Source organism: Paenisporosarcina sp. P4_E4_2 (genome assembly GCF_056401595.1).
The window spans coordinates 21,637-37,849 of record NZ_JBFUJC010000002.1; the positions used below are offsets into that span (position 1 = coordinate 21,637).

Genomic DNA, 16,213 nt, shown 5'->3' on the forward strand with positions numbered 1-16,213 from the left:
AATATACTTGTGTAAAATGAAACTCATAATTAAGTTTTTYATACTTAAATAATAGGAGATGACAAAATTGAGCAATAATGAGACCGAACTAATGGAAAGTGATCAAAAGATTTACTCTTTATCAAGTTTTCWGAACTTCGAAAATTATTTACAAGGTCTAGGACTTCCACATGAGGGAATTATTGCTTCTACTAGAGAGCGTAATCTTATGAGTAAGAATTTACCTGAAGCAGTACAAGAACTATCTCCTCAAAGTAAACGTAATGCAATTTATTTATCCAAGTTTGTTGCTAGTTCTGCGATAGGTTTATATGATGCTGCGTTGAATTACTTATGGAATGAGGTTGTTATTTCATTAAGGGAAAAAGTGAATTTCTACGGACTAGATTTATTCTTTGATGCAGCTGTGGGTGGTGAACTTAGAGATACATATTCAACCGTCGAAGATTTAAGTTCGATTAAGGATAATACTTTAATTGACACATGTAGAAAACTCGAACTCATTTCTGATTTGCTTCACGAAAAACTCAAGCATATTTTGTATATGAGAAATAATATTGGGGCGTCACATCCTACAAGGGAATCTATCAAAACATATGAACTTCTAGGGTGGTTGGAAACTTGTGTAAAGGATATAATCGAAGATCGTCCTTCTGAAGCAGCGATTTTTGTACAACAACTTATTGTGAATTTAAAAAATGAAAWCTTAGTAATTGATGAACCACGGATAGAACAAATCAAGGAAAATTTAGTGCAACAAAATACACGTATATCAGGAAATTTATTGACCACATTGTTTAGTATTTTCACTAAAAAAAATACCTCACCTAATGTTAGAGATAACATTTTAAAATTAGCACCAGTCGTTTGGGATGTTAGCCCTGAAAACAAAAAATATGACATTGGATTTAAATTAGACCATTTCGCAGTTAATTTAGACGACGAAACTCTTGCTTTGGGTAACAGTTTCCTTGAAAAATGCAATGGGGTACATTATAAAAGTGAAGGTACAAGAAGTAGAGAATTAAACTCACTGTTAGATCGCTTAATGGAAGCACACAGTTCTAGAGATAATTATCACCATGAAGTACCTATAACTAGACAAATCAAAAAATACATTGTAGAAGAAAGTGATATTTTACCAAACATTAAAGATAAGCTCATAAAAACAATATTGATATGTAGAATTGGTAATGGAAATTGGTATTGTGATGGAGTCTCACCGGGGGCAAAATCTGTTTATGATGAGATAATAAAACTATTTAATTCAAAGCAGATTAATACTTTAATTAAGTTTATGACTGAACCTGAAGTCCGTAATCAATTTCATACAGGAAATTGTGTTTTCCARACAAAGCAGTTACTAGAAATAATTAATTTGGATTTACAAGAAGCTAGAACAAGAGAAGCAATAGAATTTATTATAGGAAATATCGATAATTATAAAACTAAAATTTTCGCAACTAAGGAACTTAAAGATTGTTTGAAGTTTCTATAAAATAGATTTCCTTAATCAAAGCTAGGGATTTTGCATAATTAAGTAATCGATAGAGTCTTATACAACTCGTCCAAGCTTGATTCTTTTACTATAAAGATTAGAAGAAGATAAAATTCTTCTTCTTTTTTATGTGTTATCAAAAAGTTGTTTTCAAATTCAATACATAAAAATGAAGCTCCGACTAAAATTTTTCAAAGAGCAAAATATCAGTGTTGTAGTAAAGCTAAAATCTCTAAGTATCTGTTGTAAATTAAGAATATACATCACATCCAAAGGCGGTTATTTTTGTGGAAATAATACCACTTTCTAAGCTATCGACTGTATACGGAGTTCATGATTTACTTAATAAAACTACGAACGCAATTAAAGTTAGAGAACCTGGTGAAATCATCAATATAAATATTAGTAATTTGAAATACATAACACCCATAGGATTTACAGGCCTTTTATCAATAATTAACTACTTAGACAAAGAATATGAATTGAAAATTAAAGTTCCTTTGGATGAAAAACCGATTACTTACATGGAGAGGATGAATTTTTTAGAAATTTGCGGTGAAAATATAAAAGCCCAATTTGAACAACAAGTGAATATGGATCCTATTTATAATAGGACTAGATATAATTTAGATGGAAATCTATTAGAAATAAAAAAAGCGCATACTCATGATGATATTGAAGAAATTAWCAATTCTATTAAGAAAATCTTAAAGAACAAGGGGTTTAAAGGAAATCGTTTATCGGATATTCAAACCTTTATAACTGAGTTGGGTAATAACGTCATTGACCATACAAGTTCTCCTTGTTTTATTTCAATCAAAAATAATGAACAGGAAAATGAAATAGAAATTGCTGTTTCGGATACCGGCAAAGGCATATATAAAAATTTAAAAAAAGTATTAAAAGAACTTTCGCCAGATGAGGTGGTCAGAGATGCAATAATGACCACGGCCTCGAGTCTATATAAGGATAAACGAGGGAAAGGGCTTATGGATGTAAGACAAAGAGCCTTTAGATGGTCTGACGAGGCTCAATTGCATTTACGTACAAATGATTCTGTTTATCAAATAACAAAAGGTAGCGTAAATCCACTGTATAGAGGTAATCAAGCATTTGGAACTTTTTTTCAAATAAAAATTCGATATCCTATTGACAAAAAGTAGAGAATGATATTAAATTAAATCAGATTTCAAATATGAAATTGAAGTCGAAAGGGCTAATTAAATGAAAATTTTCGATTTGAATATTTATAGTGACGAAAAACCTGTTAACCTATTAAACCGTCCCAAACTTAAATCTATTAGAGAAACCATGATGAAACAAATTGAAATGGCGCCTACAGAGGCGATTTTCCGACTGGATATGGAACAAATCGGCGATGCTAACGGGTCAGGTATAGATGAAGTCGTAGCCAAACCATTGAAATGGATGATTGAGCAATTTAGTAATAAAAAATGTGATAAATATATTTTTCTTGAGAATTTAAGTCCAGAAGAAGAGTATGATCATGCTTACAATATAAAAAGCACTTTTAATATTGAGCAATTGTGTATTATGGTAAAAGAGAAAGAGTCATATTCAATACTTGGTTATATTGGTGGAAATAAGAACTCTCTTAGAGAACTCTTAGAATTTGTTTATGATAGAAAAATAGTAACAGCAAGAGATGTTGTGGATGGCCTAGGAAAACAATTGAACACGGCAAGTACCCAGTTATCAAAATTATCTGAAAGACGTTTAATTTCTCGAAAAGAAGTTCAAATGCCAGAAGGTGGAAGACAATTTGTTTATGAGAGCCTGTTTAAATAAAGCAGGTTTTTTTATAAAAGTATTCAATTTTGAAATTGAAATCGATGAAATAAGAGGAGGAAGAGGTGGAAATAATGGATATGGAAAATGTGTTTTGTAGAGGACCGACTATTAGGAGAATAAATGTGGAAAAAAGAAAAATAATATTGAGGAGGAGAGTCTGATGAGTAGTTTAAAAGGAAAAGAAATAAGCATAATTATAAATGGTCGAGAAAAAGTAGTTGAGGATAAAAAAATTTCTTATGAACAGTTAATTGATTTAGCATTTGGAAACGTGGATTTAACACCGAATACTGTCTATACAGTGACATATTCAAAAGGAAGAAATGAAGATAAGGGATCGATGATAGAAGGAGATACTCTTACCCTAAAAAAAGGAATGGTGATTAATGTCACAAGAACTGATAAGTCATAGTCCAGATTTAAAAAAATTGCGAGATGAAGGATATGAAATCGAGATTAGGAGTGGATATGCCTTAGTTCATCATGTACCTTATGTAAACTCAAATAGTGAGGTTAAATTCGGAACATTGATTTCAACTCTTTCATTAGCTGGAAATCAAACCACTAAACCAGATAATCATGTCATTTACTTTAGGGGAGATCATCCTTGCAATAAAAATGGTTCAATATTAACTGGAATTCAGCATAATTCTTGTGAACAGGTACTAGGGGACGGTATTATTTCGAACCACTCCTTCTCAAATAAGCCAGCAAGTGGCTATGAAAATTACTATGAAAAGTTTACTCGATATATAGAGATGATAATGGCACCTGCATATTCAGTTGATCAGACAGTAGCTGCGAGAACGTATATAACTAGTCAACATGCTGAWAATTCTGTATTTAATTATTATGATACGAATTCAAGTAGGGCTAACATAGATGTAATTACAGAGAAACTAAAGCATCAGAAGATTGGAATAGTAGGGCTAGGAGGAACGGGATCATATATATTAGATTTAATTTCTAAAACTCCTGTAACTGAAATTCATCTATTCGATGGAGATGTTTTTTTACAACATAATGCTTTTAGGGCTCCAGGAGCGCCCTCTATAGAAGAGTTAAGAGAAAAGAAACTGAAAACAGAATACCTTCAGGCTATTTACAGCAATATGCATAAAAGTATAATCTCTCATAATAACTATATAGATGAAACTAACATACATGATATTTTGACATTGGATTTTATATTTATTTGTATTGATGATGGTGTAAGTAAAAGAGTGATTATAGAAGAGTTAGTTAAAAGTGACAAGTCTTTTATTGATGTAGGTGTAGGGATAGAAATAATCAATGAGTCATTAATCGGTGATATTAGAGTGACTACTAGTACTCCTGGGAACCGAGACCATTTGTTGAAACGAATTTCATTTACTAATGCTGAGAAGGATGAATATTCTACTAATATCCAAATAGCAGACTTGAATGCCTTAAACGCGGTAATGGCAGTAATTAAATGGAAAAAAATCAATGGATTTTACCAAGACATTTATAAAGAAGTGCATACTACCTACACTATTAATACAGGAGATCTTAATAATGCATATGAATAAATTTGAACATGTCTTCAGTTCGATAATCCCAAATCATATAGAAGAAAAAAAGATATATATTAGCGTAAAATTTAATACTGCTATTCATAAATGTGCTTGTGGTTGTGGAGAAGAAGTTGTGACGCCGTTATCGCCAAATGATTGGAAAATCACCTATGATGGTGAAAGAGTCTCTTTATATCCATCCATTGGAAACTGGTCTTATAAATGCCGCTCTCACTACTGGATTAAGCAAGATAATATAGTTTGGGCTAAGAATTGGTCAGATGAAAAAATTAAGCAGGTTAGGAAAGAAGAGTTTAAGGATAGAGAGAATAAAAACAAAGGTATCCTATACTTTTTCAAGAATTTATTTAAATAATATCTATTGATTTCTCACCCAGAAAAATTAGAAAGTCGAGGTAAAGTCTAATCGAAGAATACCTATCTTTTTTACCTATTGTTGTATCCATCATTACAGCCATTGTAGGGTATGCATTTGGCCAAAGAAATAATAAAGTGACAAGATTTCATCAACAAGTAGAGTCAAATCTAACAGACCTTTGTGGTCCTATGCATTTCAGCGTAAAAAAGATATTAAAGACTCAGGACATAAAAAACAGGGAGAGATTATTGGATCTATTTTTCAAGAATACACTTAATCCTAACATTTATAAGTTAGGAAATAGGAAGATTATTGATTTACTCATCACGAATGAAAATGCTTATTCACTTTTTAAAGAAACACGTGGAACTCAGGAGTGGGATTCTTTCTGGAGTGGATTTACTTCTTTTCAAAAATACTTGGATAATGAATATTGGAGAAACTTCAACGTTCTTTATAGTGATTATCGATGGCTTCAACATATGGTAACTTCTAATATATTTATTAAGTGCTGGCACGAAATAATTCATTTTCTTTTTCAAGCTTCTCAATTTGGCGTTATTGCATCAGGATTTTTTGTTTATATTTCTATATGGGATAATTTCACAGCTAAAATGTTCCCTGATGGTAGTATTAACTTAACCCTTCAATTATTTTTAACAATGGTAATTATTTTCTGTACCTTTGTAGTAGTAGGAGCAAGTGTACGAGGTCTAAAAACTCAGAGAGATGATTCTTGGGTTAGAAATTTAGGGAAACGTCGGGTACCTTGGTTAATTGCTTTTTTAGATAGGTAACTTATTTATTATAATTGTCAATTAATAGTACCTAAAAGTAAGAACGGGAATTTTAATTATATAGTAGGAGGTTTCTTTATGACAAAACACTCGGGTGGAAAAGTCGGAAAAGCTGGGAAAACATTAAGTAGTAAAACTGCATCCAAACCACAGAAAAGTAACGCAGGTAAAACTCTCAAAAAACATCAAGATAATAAACATTAAAAAATATGCAGATAGTCTTAATACATAAAAGTGTTAGGATTTATTATTAAAAAAACACTTAAATCTGAAAAATTAGTGCATTCGCCCTTCCCATGTTTTTTAATGATGGGAGGGCTATTACAATTCYATAATAAGGTTTTTAATTGAGTTTCTTCTATATATATAGTATTTCAATATTTTTTGGTTTTAACTATCTCACTAATTAATAATACATTTAGCAATCTGATTACTTACGTTCCAAATAGCGATAAATGGTTGTACGAGAAACTCCCCATTTTTCTGCCACGTCTTTGATTGGTGTACCTCCATCAATAAGAGCTTTCATCATTTCTATATTTTCTATATCTTTATCTCCATATTTCTCTGGACGACCCCCAAGTCGCCCACGCGCTTTACCCGCCACTCGTCCTGCAGCCGAACGTTCTTGAATAAGATTTCGTTCAAGATACCCACTTAAACGTTTAGTAGATTAAAAAGGAATGTTCCTAAATAAAGGGCACAATCCTAAAAGTTGTTTATAAAAGGTATTCCAAATCGTTGGAAATCTCATATATGAAATGAGTTTCTTCTATTATATAGGTTAACTATAAAGATTCTTCATACACTCTGACTAGTTTATAAAAAGTAGTCTTTTTCACACCAATTTCCTGCATTGCCTTAACAGCCGTTATCTCTTTTAATTTCCATCGATCATAAGCTTGTTTAAACTCCGCGGTAACCGTAACTTTTGGTCGGCCAAATACTATGCCGTTTTGCAAAGCCACATCAATTCCTTCACGTTGCCGTTTTCGAATTCGTTCTCGTTCCTCTTCCGCCATCCAAGAAAGAATCTGTAAAACAAGATCCGCAATAAATGTTCCTAAGCTGTCTTTATATTGAGTTGTGTCTAACAAAGGCATATCCAGCACAACTATATCTGCCTGGATGTTTTTTGTAATGTCGTTCCACTCGTGCAAGATTTCTTCTTTATTCCGGCCAAATCGATCAAGTGAATGAATATAAAGCACATCACTTTTTCTAATGATGCGTTTAAGTAATTGATATTGGGCTCTTTCGAAATCTTTTCCACTTTGTTTGTCCATGAAGATGTCTCGTTCTCCAAGTCCCAATTTTTTCATAGCCTCTAGCTGGCGTCCTTCATTTTGATCTTTGCTGCTGACTCGTATATATCCGAATTTTTTGTTATCCATTTATTTACTCCTCATTTTGGTTTGCCTACTTTTATTCTACCAAAAGTGTTCGTAAAAGTGTGTGTAAAATAGAGGACGTTCGAAAATGGTTTTTATAGTTTTGCGAACTATAAAAACCATAAATTATGAGCAAATTAAAACAGTTCGTAAAAGTGTACTTTTACGAACGAGTGTTGTTACATAGCCGTTTATCATTAAACTACCAATATGAAAAATATTCATAATTCTAATTGGGTATAAGATAAATATGAGATTGTGAAGATTTTCACTTAAACTAACGGGGCAGTTTAGTTGAACAAGAGAAATGAAAATTCCATTCATTTTTATGTCGCATTAGACACAAAAAGCGACATAAAAAAGAAAAGGACCAGATTAGTCAATTAATAGTTTCCGAACAAAGGTACTTCCTTTTTTGATTGCAAATTGTGTACCAACAATGATATTGGAGAACATCGAGAGGTAGAAAAAGCTGTTTTTGATTTTTCGGCAGTTAGCTTAGAAGATGTAGAAGCATTTGATTATAATGAGCAAATAGTTCTTTACGATTAATGGGTGTTCTTCCAATTTACGGAGGCTTCATCCAAGGTTTATTCGCGAGAATGTTCATGCTAGTATTCATGTGGAAATAGAAACATATATAGTTTCCGAGTAGCATTAACTCATCTTTTACAGGAAGATAACAAGGTAATAACTTCAAAATAATTAACTTAAAAATACAGGTACCGCCAATTTATAGCGATAGCTGTATTTTTAAGTTAATCCATAAATTGTTTTGTCATAAATACTTGTGAAATATCAGTATTTTTAAATCCATTATTTTTTAAAAACGGGAGGACATTTTTCATTTTGTCTTCCAAATTATAAGTATTTCTTTTAATAGAACGATTAAAATGAAGCCCTTCCTGTAGTGCAGCTTGAATAGCGAGTATTCCATCTGTATGTTCATTGTTAGTAAAAGCTTGAAATAATGTGACACCTTCAGCTTCATTACCAAATTGTTGTTTTGCTCTTACTAAACAAGCAGCAAGCACTTCACTATCCTTCATTGCAATAATTGCCTCTCCACCGGCCTTTGGTGTAATAGAAGGATCTACTTGCCATGGTACTAAAGCTGGGAAAATACTTGAGTTTACTGCTTGCAGTGCAGGTATTCTTTTCAATTCAAATTCACTAGCAATTTTTTCATCATAGCTTAATACACCTTCTGCCTCTAAAAAATGCAGCGTATCAATTACTTTATACCCAACCTTCTCATATAGTTTTATAGCTGGTTGATTAATTGACAGAGCCTCTAATGTAGCTATATTTACTTTTTGCTGATTTAACAGGTCAAGAGCCTTTTCAATTAGGATTGTTCCTAGTTTCTTTCCTCTGTATTCTGGAATAATTCCAGTACCACCATTCCAAGCAATCTTCTCACCATTTACTTCCCGAATGCCTTGTAATACAAATCCTATTGGTCTATCCTCATCAAACATAACAACAGACATTGCTACTGATAGATTATCATTTCCAAAACGAGCTATAAAAGAATCCAATGGCATCTTCATCGGAGTAAAATATCCTTCAAACCCACTTGTAAAAAGTTCGTGTGCTTCCTTAAAGGTTAAATGCTCCATTGTCTTAAATGTAATCATTTCATAACACCCCTTGTTAAAAAAGTAGTATACATTTCTTTAGATGACTTCACTATTTCCGAAAAAGGAAATGCTGGTTGCAAAATAGAACCATGAAAAAGAATTCAATCAATCATACCCCCAAAAAAATTTGCAGCATGGGAAGTATTTAATTCTTTATTTAATTCTTTTGAGATCTCTCCACACTCTTGACCATCTTGTAAAATGGTATTTAAAAAATGGTAAAATAGCCCACTATGAATCTCATATTTTTTTCGATTCTCTGCTCTGCTACCAGAAGTCCAATGCTAGTTGATTTCTTACATTGTTTAATTTTGGCTCTTTTAACCACTCATCTGAAGTATACATATCAAAAAGCACATTCACTTTTTCTGTAGTAGAGTAAAGCGTAGAAAATTTATTTTTCAGCTTTTGAATCATCTCATCTTCCTGTTGCTGTAGCGTATGATCGTATACTTCTTCTTTACTTTTAAAATAATGATAAATTGCACCTTTAATTTTACCACATGCTCTTTTAATGACTACATTCATTGAAAATATCCTTTCTATGGCTCTTATTATTATTGGAGGCTGGGTGCAATAATCAGTATAGGTTTAAGTGTGCTTCCCGTAAGGGAGCGACAGTCATTGGTGCACAAGCTTATAAAAATCAACATAAATTTGAACAGAAATCTACGGTAGAGAGTAACTGTTTAATGGGTATCAAGGAGTGCTTACTCAACTTACGGGTGCTTTAGCAGAACAGGGCTTGGTTTTACCCCTTTAGATATGATTGTCTAAAGGGGTGTTTATTATGTTGAAAAGGAAAAGAACATCTGTGGAACATAGAGTTGTTCCACAAATGAGAATGAAGAATAGTGTGCTTTATTTGGGGAAATTGGAATATTTATTGATTATAGAAACTGTAGCTATTGAAAATGGAACAAATAAAAGCTAAATAACAATAATATAATCTCTTTTCTAGATATGCATTTATCAATAATCAAGAATCAAAGAACTTAATACCACTTAGTACAAAAGCATCAGAACTTGGGCTATAACCAACTAACTTTCTTGTTCCTTCAATATCAATTCGTTTAAACCTGTTGTTAGAAACACCATGTAAAATTGAAAATGGAGGTAAGTTCTTTGCCGTCATCGACTTTAAGAGAAGGTCCATAAAATCTTCTGGGCTTAAGTATGCACTCATATCTCTAGCCGTTAGTGGTTTACCATATGGATTATAATCATCATATGCACCTATACGAATAGCAAGACTTTGTAACCCTTCTTCATAAGCAAAATAAGAAGCAACAGCCTCTGCAAAACACTTACTTACCCCGTACATATTTTTGGGTCTCGTGGGGGAATAAGCATGTGGTTGATAATCCAAAGGATAGCCTTCAATTGTTTGAGCACTTGAAGCAACTATTACTTTGGATACATTATTATCACTAGCAGCTCTAAAAATATTATAGGTTCCCTTTATATGATTTTCTAATAAGGAGCCATAAAAATCAGCATTTGGTGAAGGATTACCTGCCAAGTGTATAACTATATCTATACCTTTCGTAAATTCTTGACAAGCAGCTAAATCAGAAACATCTAAATATATGATTTCATGATTTGTATCTTTAAAAGTTTCTAAAGCAGATAAGTTAATATCTGCTAGCCGTAACTGGTAATTCCCTTGCTTATCTAGGAACCTTGTAACATCTTGGCCAATCTTACCTGCAGCACCTGTAACTAAAATTTTTTGCATTTCACTTCATCCTTCCATGAAAAATACATCCCTTATTAAGGGTCATATAATAAAGCATGCACTAATTATAAGTTTGTTATGGCATTAAATAAAACGAAGAAATATAATGGGGACATGAATAAAACTCATAAGGAGGACCATAGTGACTTTAATAAAATATGAAATATTTAACAAAGTGGCAGAACTCAATAGTTTTACAAAAGCTGCAGAAGTGTTAGGTTTCACCCAATCTGCTGTAAGTCATGCAATTAGAAGTTTGGAAAAAGAGTTTTCCTTTCCTTTATTTATTCGCAATCACTCTACTTTTACATTGACCAAAAATGCAGAGGAGCTTTTAATTACCGTTCGGCAAATTTTATACTATAACAACATTCTGAAGCAGGAAGTAGCCGCTATCAATGGGTTCCAAAAAGGAATAGTAAGAGTGGGGGTTTTTTCGAGTATTTCTAAAAACTGGATTCCTGGTATTCTTAAAAAAATGGAGGAAATGTTTCCAAATATTGAAATCGAATTACTGGAAGGAAACTATGCTGAGGTTGAGAACTGGTTACAAAACGGGAGATTAGATTGTGGATTTATTAATAATGATACTTACTTTGAATCATTTGAAAAATCCTTTGAAATCGTACAATTGAAGAGGGATCGACTTTTATGTGTTGTATCTAACCAATCCCAATTATGTAAGGAAAACCAAGTATCAATGCAACAAATAGAAAATGTGCCTTTTATTATGCCAACATATCAGTGTTATGATGATATTCAAAAAATATTTAAGGAGAATAAAGTTAGCCCCAATATTCGATTCGAAAATATGAATGAATACTCGGTGATCTCCATGGTGGAGAATAATCTAGGAATTAGTATATTGCCAGAAATGATTATACCGAAATCAAAAATTTCTTTTACAGCCATTCCACTTAAAAGTGATAGCTATCGAACTATTGGATTAGCTATAAGAAAACCAACCTCACCCGCGACTAAGAAATTTTCTGAGATTACTAAAAGGTGGGTATCATTTGAATCAATTTAAGTTTTCCAAAATCTGGGCTATTTAAATTAAAATGGTTCTTCTTGAACTAACGGAGGCATTAGTTTAAGATCATCGGGTTACTTAGGCATCACTTTTTTCTCGTACAACTAAAAGGGCAGCGTTCCTGTAATGAATAAAATTAATTATGTAAAATCAACAAAGTTTGTGAAAAAACGTACTTAAACTAACGGGTGCTTTAGTTTAACAAGTTAAGCCAACATTTAGTCGGCTTTTTTGTGGCACATCAGGAAAATAAAGTGCAGCAAATGCTTATASTCGTTTTTTTTAGCGCCTTCCAACTGTGTAATTTTGGTACAATGGAAATGGATTTTGTAATACAACKTGCAGGTTAGTTGAAAAAGAAAAAATAATTGGATGAGGGGATAAATTGATTAAAATAATTGACATTAGTRTTAGAGAWAACGCTAAAGATGTATTAAACATTCAAATACCATCCTATAAAGTAGAGGCAGAAATAATCGGTTCCGATGAAATACCACCATTGAAAGATACAGTCAAAACATTGCAAGAATGCGAAGAAATTTTCTTTGGTTATTATGAAGATGAAGAACTATGTGGTGCAATATCATTGGAAGTAGAAGATAATGTTGTTGATATACACAGACTAATTGTGCATCCAACCCATTTTAGAAAAGGGATTGCTCAGAAACTTTTAAATTTTGTAACAAGAAATTTCGAAGCTGAAAAAATAAAAGTAGCGACAGGCACTAAAAATACTCCAGCAGTTAGTTTTTATAAAAAGAATGGCTTTGAAAAAATTAAAGAAATCACAGTAAATGAAAATATATCTCTATCCTTTTTTGAAAAGAAATTATAAAATTCTTATTGAAGTAACGTCTGAATTAACTCAATAAGAGATCATTTAAGTCAGCAGAGTTTTGCTGACTTTTTATGTCGTAGTGGGAACATACAATGCTTCTTTCTTGTTCAACTAAGGGGTGCATTAGCAAAAAATCAATGAGCTGCATAGACGGCTCTTTATTCTTATTCAACTAACGAAGCAGGTTAGTTTAAGATGAGAATGGGAGTTTTTATGTCGCATTTGACTCAAAATGCGTAGTAACTAAAAAAGAAAAGGCGTATCACCTAAGTGATTACACCTGTGAGATAAATTAATCCCAAACACGTACTCTTGGAACCCTTGCCATTCTTAAGTAATCCAGCAATTGGCCGGTATGGACTGATTCATGATAGGCGACTCTTAGCAACATGTCTCCCAAACTTCTTATGTAACCTGAATCAGAACGATCAATTTTAATACTTGTTAAATCTTCTTCAGAAAATGACTTAATAGTTTCTATGAAGTCATTTCTAAATGGTTCTGCAAATTTCAATTCCTCATTTACAGTGGAAAAAGGTTGTTTTTCGAAAGGAGAATCAAAGACTGCCAGACTGCCTTGATTTTGGATAGCTAGATGGTAATAATGTTCACTTTCTAGAACATGCCTAATCATCTCTATACAAGTCATTGCTTCGTCATCGGGTTTCCAATGTAGTATTTCTTGGGGAATAGATGTCCAAACCTTAGTACTTCTTCTTCGTACTTCGTTGAAATTTAAAAGAATTAAATCAATTGAGTTCATAATTTATTGTCCTTTAATTGGTATGTATTAAATATACATGAATGAATGTTCGAATAAAAGAGAGCGATTTTGGTTAAAACATTACGTCACAGTTCGACTATAATGTGTAATAAAAGAGAAGGTGCTTATTCAACTAACGGGGCAGGTTAGTTGAAGAGTGTGGTATAACTTTTGTTCAACAATTGGGCCATTTTGTGGAGAAGGAAGATGGGAGAATTATGGAAAAAGTATTAAATCAGGTCTGTATGGGTTAGTGCTCGGATTGGCTGTTTCCATTCTTGTTACAAAGAAATTCAAGAGGTAGGTAACGGTGGTCGCATAATTACGTATAAACCGTTTCTTGATTATTTTATAGCGATTTTACGTTTGGGAATTATAGGAATGTTTTTGGGTTTGTTTATTGGTTGGAAGGATTATGAAAAGAAACATAAGACGCAGCAACAAGGAAAAACATATTACATCCTTGCCTTTTTTGTTGTATTCCTCATTTCAAGCATTTTAATGTTGATATTGAATTGGTGAAATAGTATTCCGTTTTCATCTTCAAATAACGGGTGCTTTAGTTAAAGATCATAGGGCTGTTTAAACAGCCCTTTTTCTTATTGAACTAACGCGGCAGGTTAGTGCAATAACTTTTTGTATAGCAATGGAGGTAGGTGTGTGGTTTTGAGAGAAATGGTTTTGTATTGGAGACTTTTCTATTTAATTGTTTTGGTTTGTTTATTTTTAGCAGATTTAATTGAGGAATCTTTATTCTTTGCAGTTATTCTAGGCATAATTTTCTATAATGGTATTCCTTGGCTATATGGAAAAATGATAAAGCAGAAATAATTCTTATTCAACTAACGGGTGCTTTAGTTGAAGAACAGGAGATCGTCAGAGATGGTCTTTTTTATTTGCCTGAAGCACAAGACAGATTGGATATTTATTCATTAGAGGAGAAAAGCAAATCAACCAAAAGCCCGTCAACTCAACGATGTATATTGGGTGAATAAAAGATAGATTCGTGAAAAGAGGAAGAAGTGATTACCCGTACGGGTTGGGCAGAAGGGGTCAACTTCCGAGTCGTGGTGTTATGTCAACCTAGCGTGCATACGTGATACAATCCAGTTGAGTAACTGAATCGATGTTTGCGGACGGATCGTCCGTGACGGTCAAGGGCATAAATCATTAGCTATCACGTTTTAGTCGTAGATTTTTGAACCATAAAGAGAATAAAAGACATTCATCAATGAACGATGAATGTCTTTTATTATTCTCTTGTAAACCCGAGAAGAGACTATATAATCTCAACCCTTATTAAATTTTAGTACAACCACATCAAAGATACGGTATATAGATTTTATTGTTACAAATCCAATCGGAATCAATATAAATAAATACACAGCAGAATACATCATGCTTTTAAAATCACTTGTTGCAGATAACTTTGTAAACGCTAAAGCGATTACAAAAGCAATCATAAAAATAAAAAGATTATTATTTTTCGAAATTTTCATAATTGGAAAACTCCCTTAGTTTAATCTTATTAAGTCCAACCATTGGTTTCACAAAAGTCTGTGAAGAACCTATAGTCCCCTTCCAGTTTTTTACATGCTTTTATAATACCATAAGTAACTACATGATAAACAATCACAGCACCCGCACCTCACTTCTTTCATCATATAGTCATCATACCGTGTCCATTAACTCCTAAGTTTTGTTACATAGGGTGCTTTAGTTGAAGAACCGGCTGCCTTTTACATGGCAGTCTTTTTTTAATGAACCTAGTTGAATACTTCCCATTCGGGGTGTTATGTCAACCTAGGATGCATACGTGATACAATCCGGTTCAGCGATCGAATTGATGTTTTGCGGATCAACCTCATGTAGAGAATCCATGGGAAAGAAAAAGGGAAAAGCGAATCTATCGCTTTTCCCTTTTCTTTATTCGTTTTCTAGCACTCTCACTTGAGAATTGCTTTTTTCAAACATTGAATAACAATCTATTTTCAGCCATTTATCAGTCGATTAATCTGGTCTTGTATATACTTCATTTGTAATCGTAGTCRCTCTGTTTCTTGACGTATTTTCAACATTTTGTGCTGTTGTTGTTCTTCTTCTTCTTGGTTATTCTCCATTAGATGTTCTTGTTGTTCTAGCATAGCTTGTTTCCGTTGTAAAGTTAAACCGAAAGCTGTAATAGTTTCTCCTAAAGTAAGTAATATCTGTCCTATGTGATGTAAATTAGCATTAGCAGGATAGTCATCTTCTATAGTCTCCATTTGGTCATTCAGGTAAATCCCCTCTTCTCCTTAACAATCTCCTTTATTGTATTCATTATCTAATAAAAAGACCCATGTTCAACTTGCGGCTTACTATAAACACGTTGGCCCACGAAGTAAGAGGACTTTTTATTTGGAGTTATTTATTATTACCACGCTTTTATTACATTTGTTTTTTCACCATAAAGTAATCTGTTGCATCAAATAAGATGATACAAAAAATTAGTTTCATCGATTTTTAATCAGGAGGCTAAGACATTGCATAAAAATAATATGGGATTTGGTCAAAAAGGTCCGAAAATGCTAACTGCTATTGAGCTTGAGCTAATTGCTGCAGCAATAGTTACATTCGGCGATGCTTTAGGAGCCGTTGCAATTGTTCGAGCCATGGAAGAAGAAGCACAAGGAGAGATAAGTCTGAAAAATAAAGATGAAGAATTGTTAAGTATGCAAAAACAAATTGATTATTTAACAAATGAATTATCTAAAATAAAAAGCCAAATAACTTGAGTTATACTC

At 32.7% G+C, this 16,213-nt stretch carries 20 protein-coding genes and 1 pseudogene; 13 read left to right on the forward strand and 8 right to left on the reverse strand.

All coding sequences use genetic code 11. The features are described 5' to 3' along the window. Nucleotides 1-67: 67 nt before the first annotated feature. The 8 genes from AC1DSB_RS01110 (at nt 68) to AC1DSB_RS01145 (ending at nt 6,228) form a co-directional block, all read left to right on the forward strand. On the forward strand, nt 68-1,498 hold the full coding sequence (locus AC1DSB_RS01110) for a hypothetical protein (RefSeq protein WP_477585480.1): 1,431 nt from the start codon (nt 68-70) through the stop codon (nt 1,496-1,498). A 287-nt stretch (nt 1,499-1,785) separates the two neighbouring features. Further along, on the forward strand, nt 1,786-2,661 hold the full coding sequence (locus AC1DSB_RS01115; RefSeq protein ID WP_477585482.1) for a hypothetical protein: 876 nt from the start codon (nt 1,786-1,788) through the stop codon (nt 2,659-2,661). A 61-nt stretch (nt 2,662-2,722) separates the two neighbouring features. Continuing rightward, on the forward strand, nt 2,723-3,307 hold the full coding sequence (locus tag AC1DSB_RS01120; RefSeq protein ID WP_477533392.1) for a hypothetical protein: 585 nt from the start codon (nt 2,723-2,725) through the stop codon (nt 3,305-3,307). 163 nt (nt 3,308-3,470) lie between these two features. Beyond that, a complete protein-coding gene (locus AC1DSB_RS01125; protein ID WP_477585484.1) occupies nt 3,471-3,722 on the forward strand; it encodes a multiubiquitin domain-containing protein in 252 nt (83 codons plus the stop codon). Then, nucleotides 3,697-4,863: a ThiF family adenylyltransferase gene (locus AC1DSB_RS01130; protein ID WP_477585486.1), complete on the forward strand. Its 1,167-nt coding sequence runs from the start codon at nt 3,697-3,699 to the stop codon at nt 4,861-4,863. Before AC1DSB_RS01125 ends, AC1DSB_RS01130 begins: the two co-directional genes overlap by 26 nt. Then, complete coding sequence (locus tag AC1DSB_RS01135; protein WP_477533165.1) at nt 4,850-5,224, forward strand: ubiquitination-like system serine protease family protein; 375 nt, start codon at nt 4,850-4,852, stop codon at nt 5,222-5,224. Before AC1DSB_RS01130 ends, AC1DSB_RS01135 begins: the two co-directional genes overlap by 14 nt. Before the next feature lie 137 nt (nt 5,225-5,361). Beyond that, nucleotides 5,362-6,024 (forward strand): hypothetical protein, encoded by a 663-nt coding sequence (locus tag AC1DSB_RS01140; RefSeq protein ID WP_477533166.1) that lies wholly within the window; start codon nt 5,362-5,364, stop codon nt 6,022-6,024. 78 nt (nt 6,025-6,102) lie between these two features. Next, the gene (locus tag AC1DSB_RS01145) at nt 6,103-6,228 is read left to right on the forward strand and encodes a hypothetical protein (protein ID WP_477585488.1); all 126 of its coding nucleotides are present in this window, start codon (nt 6,103-6,105) and stop codon (nt 6,226-6,228) included. 226 nt (nt 6,229-6,454) lie between these two features. On the opposite strand, the pseudogene AC1DSB_RS01150 reads toward AC1DSB_RS01145, so the two are convergent. The 4 genes and pseudogenes from AC1DSB_RS01150 to AC1DSB_RS01165 all read right to left on the reverse strand — a co-directional run. After that, a pseudogene (locus tag AC1DSB_RS01150) lies at nt 6,455-6,670 on the reverse strand (helix-turn-helix domain-containing protein); the annotation flags it as partial. Nucleotides 6,671-6,812: 142 nt separating this feature from the next. Beyond that, complete coding sequence (locus AC1DSB_RS01155; RefSeq protein WP_477533390.1) at nt 6,813-7,418, reverse strand: recombinase family protein; 606 nt, start codon at nt 7,416-7,418, stop codon at nt 6,813-6,815. Between the two features lie 755 nt (nt 7,419-8,173). After that, nucleotides 8,174-9,055 carry a GNAT family N-acetyltransferase gene (locus AC1DSB_RS01160; RefSeq protein ID WP_477532939.1) on the reverse strand — a complete coding sequence of 294 codons (882 nt, stop codon included), beginning with the start codon at nt 9,053-9,055 and terminating at the stop codon, nt 8,174-8,176. Between the two features lie 270 nt (nt 9,056-9,325). Further along, nucleotides 9,326-9,586 carry a TetR/AcrR family transcriptional regulator gene (locus AC1DSB_RS01165; protein WP_477532940.1) on the reverse strand — a complete coding sequence of 87 codons (261 nt, stop codon included), beginning with the start codon at nt 9,584-9,586 and terminating at the stop codon, nt 9,326-9,328. A gap of 262 nt (nt 9,587-9,848) precedes the next feature. Between AC1DSB_RS01165 and AC1DSB_RS01170 the strand changes: the two genes are divergently transcribed. Further along, complete coding sequence (locus AC1DSB_RS01170; RefSeq protein WP_419961802.1) at nt 9,849-9,992, forward strand: hypothetical protein; 144 nt, start codon at nt 9,849-9,851, stop codon at nt 9,990-9,992. A 45-nt stretch (nt 9,993-10,037) separates the two neighbouring features. Here AC1DSB_RS01170 and AC1DSB_RS01175 read toward each other — a convergent pair whose 3' ends face one another. Continuing rightward, complete coding sequence (locus AC1DSB_RS01175; protein WP_002014092.1) at nt 10,038-10,796, reverse strand: NAD-dependent epimerase/dehydratase family protein; 759 nt, start codon at nt 10,794-10,796, stop codon at nt 10,038-10,040. A gap of 142 nt (nt 10,797-10,938) precedes the next feature. Here AC1DSB_RS01175 and AC1DSB_RS01180 point away from each other — a divergent pair, with 142 nt between their 5' ends. Together AC1DSB_RS01180 and AC1DSB_RS01185 are read left to right on the forward strand one after the other, a co-directional pair. After that, nucleotides 10,939-11,826, forward strand: coding sequence for a LysR family transcriptional regulator (locus AC1DSB_RS01180; RefSeq protein WP_477585490.1), 888 nt, complete (start codon nt 10,939-10,941; stop codon nt 11,824-11,826). Between the two features lie 388 nt (nt 11,827-12,214). Further along, nucleotides 12,215-12,664, forward strand: coding sequence for a GNAT family N-acetyltransferase (locus AC1DSB_RS01185; RefSeq protein ID WP_477585492.1), 450 nt, complete (start codon nt 12,215-12,217; stop codon nt 12,662-12,664). Nucleotides 12,665-12,959: 295 nt separating this feature from the next. On the opposite strand, the gene AC1DSB_RS01190 is transcribed toward AC1DSB_RS01185, so the two are convergent. Next, nucleotides 12,960-13,430 carry a DinB family protein gene (locus AC1DSB_RS01190; RefSeq protein ID WP_477585494.1) on the reverse strand — a complete coding sequence of 157 codons (471 nt, stop codon included), beginning with the start codon at nt 13,428-13,430 and terminating at the stop codon, nt 12,960-12,962. Between the two features lie 797 nt (nt 13,431-14,227). On the opposite strand from AC1DSB_RS01190, the gene AC1DSB_RS01195 reads away from it, so the two are divergent. Then, nucleotides 14,228-14,425, forward strand: coding sequence for a hypothetical protein (locus tag AC1DSB_RS01195; RefSeq protein ID WP_477585496.1), 198 nt, complete (start codon nt 14,228-14,230; stop codon nt 14,423-14,425). Nucleotides 14,426-14,719: 294 nt separating this feature from the next. On the opposite strand, the gene AC1DSB_RS01200 is transcribed toward AC1DSB_RS01195, so the two are convergent. Beyond that, entirely contained in the window at nt 14,720-14,929 is a 210-nt protein-coding gene (locus AC1DSB_RS01200) for a hypothetical protein (protein ID WP_477533322.1), read from the reverse strand. Between the two features lie 492 nt (nt 14,930-15,421). Further along, nucleotides 15,422-15,694 (reverse strand): hypothetical protein, encoded by a 273-nt coding sequence (locus AC1DSB_RS01205; RefSeq protein ID WP_477585498.1) that lies wholly within the window; start codon nt 15,692-15,694, stop codon nt 15,422-15,424. Nucleotides 15,695-15,952: 258 nt separating this feature from the next. Between AC1DSB_RS01205 and AC1DSB_RS01210 the strand changes: the two genes are divergently transcribed. Beyond that, complete coding sequence (locus tag AC1DSB_RS01210; protein WP_477585500.1) at nt 15,953-16,204, forward strand: hypothetical protein; 252 nt, start codon at nt 15,953-15,955, stop codon at nt 16,202-16,204. Nucleotides 16,205-16,213: the final 9 nt, after the last annotated feature.